Source organism: Arachidicoccus rhizosphaerae (assembly GCF_900107765.1).
Classification (GTDB): Bacteria; Bacteroidota; Bacteroidia; order Chitinophagales; family Chitinophagaceae; genus Arachidicoccus; species Arachidicoccus rhizosphaerae.
Map to the genome: position 1 here is coordinate 1 of NZ_FNQY01000044.1, position 5405 is coordinate 5405.

Genomic DNA, 5405 nt, shown 5'->3' on the forward strand with positions numbered 1-5405 from the left:
ATACTGGAAACCAATAGCTACTACCCTTTTGGGTTACAGCAAAAAGGGATTGGTTATACGCAGGTGTTGGCATCGCTACATAATAAATACACCTACAACGGTAAAGAGCTTCAGGAAGACCTCGGATTAGATCAATATGATTATGGGACGAGGTTTTATGATGCTCAGATTGGCAGGTGGCATACTGTTGATCCGCTATCTGATGCTTATGTAAATCAATCCTCATATAATTATGCAATAAATAATCCTATCTTATTATTCGACTATGACGGTATGGCACCAGATTCTTTGCCCAATGCCACTGTGATTGGCTATACGAGTTTTGGAGGAGGAGGTATTGCGTTGCCTCTTCCTCAAACCATTCCTCGCATAGCGGTTAAGCCATTGCCTCCACCAAATCCTGTATTTTTATTTATTGCTATGCTCTTTTTGCCCTCTAATTGGAACAATCACCAATCTTCATGTGAACTTTGTAAAATAAGGGAGCTTCATGCTGAGGCTGAGGCAGAGGAGGACAAACAAGAGAAAATATGGAATGAAGATATTTTAAATAAGGCTGAGAAGCAGACAAATCGTTCAGGAAGTTCAAAATCTGAACAGCACAAATCAGAAGGGGGGTATGACCAAGCCCTGAAGGATTTTGAAAAACTGAGTCCTTTAAATGTTGTACCTTTGAGGAATCCTAACAATGAAGGGAAAGTTGGGACTTTAAGAGATGGTTCAACAATAATTGTGAGAGAAAAGAGCCTTGGAGAAAATGGTGCGACATTAGAAAGGCAATATCCTGAAGTAGCGGAAAAATTACCTATTAAAATTAGATATGGACAATGATATTAAAAGATGGAAACCTATTTCGCATATTCCAAATAAGTTGTATGTGAAAGAAATGGTATATAATGGTGGGTTAACGATCAAATTGGCAAACGATAAGGATGAAAATGAAATCATCACTATTTATTTTGAACTACAATATGCATTTAGAAATATAGACGAAAGCTATCATCTTAGGACATCCTTTGAAGTTCCATTTCTATTACAAGATTGGAGTTTGTATATATCAATGAAAGGAGACTTTATAGATATTTTTAACCATCTAACCTATAATATTTACAAAGGGAAACTAGTCAATTATATTATAGTTACTTCAAATGATATTATTGAGATTCTTGCACACGAAGATGCAAAAGTTCAAGTATCAAAAAAAATCATTTCTTGACAAACTGTGAATGATCGACTATCTACATTTGATATAAGAGCGAATGGATATATTCTTTGCTTCATTATAGTACTATATTAAAAAATATTTTAATGGTAAGAAACTAGTATTGCATTGTCAGAAAGCCTATAGATCTTTGGCACACCGGAGGCAGGGTAAGGTCTAACGCAGCCAGTACCTGGTTGGCTTTATGATTACTTCTTAAAGAATCATTTGGGTAATAGCCGGATGATGTCTGAGTTTGAAAAATATTGGAAAAATAAACATCCTGAATTCTATAAGAAAAATTAATAAGACTGAGCGGCGAATAGGGGGAATTATTAGTTCTATTTACTCTGTACCCAAAAATATTGATGAAGGAGTTGATGTATCTGCTCATTCTTGGAATGAAGGCTACTGAAAAATATAATGCGTGCATCCAAGGAAGCCATTCCATTGACACGCCAAGAAATTAGAATGATTAGAAAATATATTGAAAAATTGGGAAAATAAAATGATAACTTCAATATCAATAGAGCTTTTTAAAAATTTAGCTCAATATTGCTATGATAATCAATATTATGATTTTCATAATGATTACAGTTGTAAAAAAATATTCTACTCGAATGGCTTATTAACATTCCAATTTAAATCTTTAATTGAGGATATTTGGGTTACACTGACATTTCTGGAAGTGAATATTATAATGTTAGATTTTTTTAACGTGAATGGAATAAAAGATTTGACTCTTGATAATTTGTACAGAGGCAGAACAGAAACTAATGGAAATTTAATAGAGACCTCTGAAAATGGGAAATGCTATTTTTATTTAGAATTTTACGAAGATCAAAAAATGGAATTTTGGGCTAAGTATTTGTGTGCGAAGAAAGAATAAACGATTTTGTGAACACTGAAGCGAAGCCAAATAATTTTACAGACTATTATAAATGTATCTGGTCTGAGACATATAGCAACCGACTTAAAAATGTAGTGGACACCTCCAATGATGCGGCCACCACCCTGGGAGGTTTTCATTATACAGGCACCAAAGCGGCTTCGGCAGTAGATTATACGTATGACAGTAATGGAAATGTGACCAGCTATGCCAATAAAAATATTTCCGTGATTGCCTACAATTATTTAAATTTACCTGAGCGTATTACGGTAACGGGTAAAGGTTCTGTTAGTTACATTTACGACGCATCTGGTAATAAGTTGCAGAAGAAAACCGTAGATGATGTGGTAACCACTGTTACCACTTATCTGGGTGCTGCCGTTTATCAAAATGATACGCTTCAGTTCTTTGGCACTCAAGAAGGCAGGATTAGGCCTCTTGGAAGCAGTTTTATTAATGATTACTATCTGAAAGACCATCTTGGTAACACCAGAGTTGTGATAACGGATGATTATAACGTTTCCAGCCCGATACTGGAAACCAATAGCTACTACCCTTTTGGGTTACAGCAAAAAGGGATAGGTTATACGCAGGTGTTGGCATCGCTACATAATAAATACACCTACAACGGTAAAGAGCTTCAGGAAGACCTTGGGTTAGATCAGTATGATTAGGGGGCGAGGTTTTATGATGCTCAGATTGGCAGATGGCATGTAGCGGATCCGCTATCGGGGGAAGGCAGAAGGCTTTCTCCATATAACTATGGAGCAGATAATCCACTTCGGTTTATAGACCCGGATGGGATGCAGAGTGTAACCTTCCAGGGAGCGGACGCTGTCCAGGTTTTTAAACAATGGCAGCAGATGGGGAGATCTGAAGGGCGGGACGATAAAACTGATGGAGATCAAGACGGGGATGATGATAAAAAGAAGAAAAAATATCCGCCTCCTCAATATACAATATCGGAACACCATCCTGGCTTTTGGGAACAACTGAGGGACAAAAATAATATTGTTTCAAAATTTTTGTACTCTATGTTCGATGATGTCTATGTCGCAGCCCAAACTTTTCGAAATAGGGATGAAAAGCAGCATTTGGGTGGCGGCCGGGTAACCCCTAATGATGCTGTTGCAGGAATCGCAGGAACAGCTCTAATGTGTTTTTGCCTTTCGGGCCGGAGGCTGCTAAAGGAGAACGAGTTGTCAAGGTAGGGCTGGTTACTGCTGAGGACGCCGCTAAGACGGTACCTCAATATACCAAGTCAAGTCTGAAGCTTGGACAGCAGATGCACAAGGGGTATAAAGTGGGCGCAGACGGTATTAAAGAGTTTAGGTTGCCGAGTGGTAAACGTATTGACTTCCTTGATATTAAAAATAGCACTATTTACGAGTTGAAACCCTTTAACCCAAGAGCAATGCAACAGGGGCAAAAGCAGCTTAATATGTATATTAGGAGTTACAGACAATGCCACAGTTTAAAGGAATTAATTGGAAAACCGTTTTAGATACCTATTGATATATGAATAGTAAAGAGTTTAAAAATATATTTGACACAGTAGCAAAAGCAAATGATTTTGAAAAAGCTTTTGGCGGTTGGTTTAAAGAAAGTTCCGAATGTATTATTGTGCTTGACTTACAGAAATCGAACTTTGGGGATTATTACGAACTGAATATTAAAATCTTTGTTCAGGGAATGTTTGGTAATAAGTACGCAAAAAGCAAGGATTTAGTGAAGAAGCATACAGGCGATATTTTTACCCGACAGCCAAATGATTATAAAGATGTTTTAGACTTTGACACTTCAATGGATGATGAAAAAAGGACAGAAAAATTAGAAAGCCTATTTAGTGAATTTATAGTTCCTTTTGCAAACAAAGCTCTTTCACGTATAGGCTTGAAAGAGTTAGCAGAACAGGAAAAAATATTTTTACTTCCAGCAGTCAAAGAAGAATTAGTATAAGCAAAAGCCCCGATTTTCGGGGCTTTTGTTATTTATTAAAGGCTTTTTTCGTTTTATAGTTCTGAATAACGTTGTCAATGAGAAAGAACAGGTGCTTTTTGGTATCCTCGTCCAGTTTTTCAATATCCTCGATACGTTTTAGCAGATCCTTGTCCAGGGCAGCCAGCTCCCCTTCACCGATAAGGAAATCCACGCTTACATTAAACACCTTCGCCAGTTTTATCAATACCTCAATGGAAGGCGTGTTGGTGTTCCGCTCGTAGTTGCCGATAATGGTACGGGAGACCCTGGCCTTTTTTGCCAGTTCATCCTGTGAAAGGTTCTGCTGCTTTCTAAGCTGTGTTATACGCTCTCCAATGTTCAACATAATTGCCTAAAGTCAATTGATTTTACTGTAATAATGCAAATTTAGTCAAAATAAGTTGGCAAAAGAAATAGATGTTTGTTGTTTAAATGAAAAGAGATGTGTGCATTTGCTAAACAAGTTTGACAAAAAAATATTTTTTTATGGCAAAGAAAAATGACAAACAGGTCAAGGTACAGGCGAAGTACTGCCCCAGTCAGAGCCGTTGTATGTGAGCATCGGGTAAGGATGTTCCGTGGCTGAACCTGAGCGGTGTATGGCTGTCGGAAGCAGGCTTTAATATCGGAGATACGGTGCGAGTGGTGCGACGTTCGGGGCTGTTGCTGAAAGAACGCATTGAACCGGACGAAGAAGAAAAGGAACAGGAAGAATATAAAACCGCCCTGCAGGAAGTAAAGCAGACCCTTAAAGGGAGTGTAAATCTAAGTGTGTCAGTGGGGCTTCTGAGGGTAGTTTTGGTATTGGTCGCCCGCCGGCGGCCAATACCAAAACTACCCTCAGAATTGCTTAAAACATTTTTACCTTGTCAAACATCACCCCCATTTTTTAGTTGTTCAAATTTATCTCGTTCGTGTTGCAGCAGACCACCGTAGAGTTCGATGACTTTGTGGGGAGTGATAATGGAAATATAATCAGCGATGCCAATAAAAATATTTCTGGGATTGTCTACAATTATCTAAATTTACCTGAGCGTATTACGGTAACGGGTAAGGGTACTGTTAGTTACATTTACGACGCATCTGGTAATAATTTGCAGAAGAAAATCGTAGATGGGGTTATAACCACTGTTACCACTTATCTGGGTGCTGCCGTTTATCGAAATGATACGCTTCAGTTCTTTGGCAATCAAGAAGGCAGGACGAGGCCTCTTGGAAGTAGTTTTATTAATGATTACTATCTGAAAGACCATCTTGGTAACACCAGAGTTGTTATAACGGATGATTATAACGTTTCCAGCCCGATACTGGAAACCAATAGCTACTACCCTTTTG

General features: G+C 38.1%; 9 protein-coding genes and 2 pseudogenes. 9 read left to right on the forward strand and 2 right to left on the reverse strand.

Going from position 1 to position 5405, the window contains the following annotated elements; genetic code table 11:
* The 5 genes and pseudogenes from BLU80_RS19095 to BLU80_RS20200 form a co-directional block, all read left to right on the forward strand.
* Nucleotides 1-831, forward strand: an 831-nt coding sequence (locus BLU80_RS19095) for an RHS repeat domain-containing protein (protein ID WP_317042151.1), incomplete at its 5' end; no start/stop codon positions are given.
* On the forward strand, nucleotides 821-1216 hold the full coding sequence (locus BLU80_RS19100) for a hypothetical protein (protein WP_091401544.1): 396 nt from the start codon (nucleotides 821-823) through the stop codon (nucleotides 1214-1216). The genes BLU80_RS19095 and BLU80_RS19100, both read left to right, overlap by 11 nt.
* Nucleotides 1217-1709: 493 nt before the next feature.
* Nucleotides 1710-2090 carry a hypothetical protein gene (locus BLU80_RS19110; RefSeq protein WP_091401548.1) on the forward strand — a complete coding sequence of 127 codons (381 nt, stop codon included), beginning with the start codon at nucleotides 1710-1712 and terminating at the stop codon, nucleotides 2088-2090.
* Between the two features lie 8 nt (nucleotides 2091-2098).
* A complete protein-coding gene (locus tag BLU80_RS19115; RefSeq protein ID WP_139188219.1) occupies nucleotides 2099-2764 on the forward strand; it encodes a hypothetical protein in 666 nt (221 codons plus the stop codon).
* A gap of 12 nt (nucleotides 2765-2776) precedes the next feature.
* A pseudogene (locus BLU80_RS20200) lies at nucleotides 2777-2884 on the forward strand (hypothetical protein); the annotation flags it as partial.
* A gap of 52 nt (nucleotides 2885-2936) precedes the next feature.
* Here the strand turns inward: BLU80_RS20200 and BLU80_RS19950 are convergent.
* Complete coding sequence (locus BLU80_RS19950; RefSeq protein WP_244519030.1) at nucleotides 2937-3110, reverse strand: hypothetical protein; 174 nt, start codon at nucleotides 3108-3110, stop codon at nucleotides 2937-2939.
* Nucleotides 3111-3246: 136 nt separating this feature from the next.
* Between BLU80_RS19950 and BLU80_RS19810 the strand changes: the two genes are divergently transcribed.
* Together BLU80_RS19810 and BLU80_RS19130 are read left to right on the forward strand one after the other, a co-directional pair.
* The gene (locus tag BLU80_RS19810; RefSeq protein ID WP_211481921.1) at nucleotides 3247-3594 is read left to right on the forward strand and encodes a hypothetical protein; all 348 of its coding nucleotides are present in this window, start codon (nucleotides 3247-3249) and stop codon (nucleotides 3592-3594) included.
* A 14-nt stretch (nucleotides 3595-3608) separates the two neighbouring features.
* Nucleotides 3609-4049, forward strand: a complete 441-nt coding sequence (locus BLU80_RS19130; protein WP_091401556.1) for a DUF4304 domain-containing protein — start codon at nucleotides 3609-3611, stop codon at nucleotides 4047-4049.
* Between the two features lie 28 nt (nucleotides 4050-4077).
* Here the strand turns inward: BLU80_RS19130 and BLU80_RS19135 are convergent, their stop codons facing one another.
* Entirely contained in the window at nucleotides 4078-4416 is a 339-nt protein-coding gene (locus BLU80_RS19135; protein WP_091401557.1) for a helix-turn-helix domain-containing protein, read from the reverse strand.
* Nucleotides 4417-4649: 233 nt separating this feature from the next.
* Between BLU80_RS19135 and BLU80_RS20205 the strand changes: the two are divergent.
* Together BLU80_RS20205 and BLU80_RS19615 are read left to right on the forward strand one after the other, a co-directional pair.
* Nucleotides 4650-5006, forward strand: a pseudogene (locus BLU80_RS20205) (hypothetical protein); the annotation flags it as partial.
* A partial coding sequence (locus tag BLU80_RS19615; protein WP_449371663.1) for a hypothetical protein occupies nucleotides 4985-5405 on the forward strand: 421 nt, incomplete at its 3' end. The pseudogene BLU80_RS20205 and the gene BLU80_RS19615, both read left to right, overlap by 22 nt.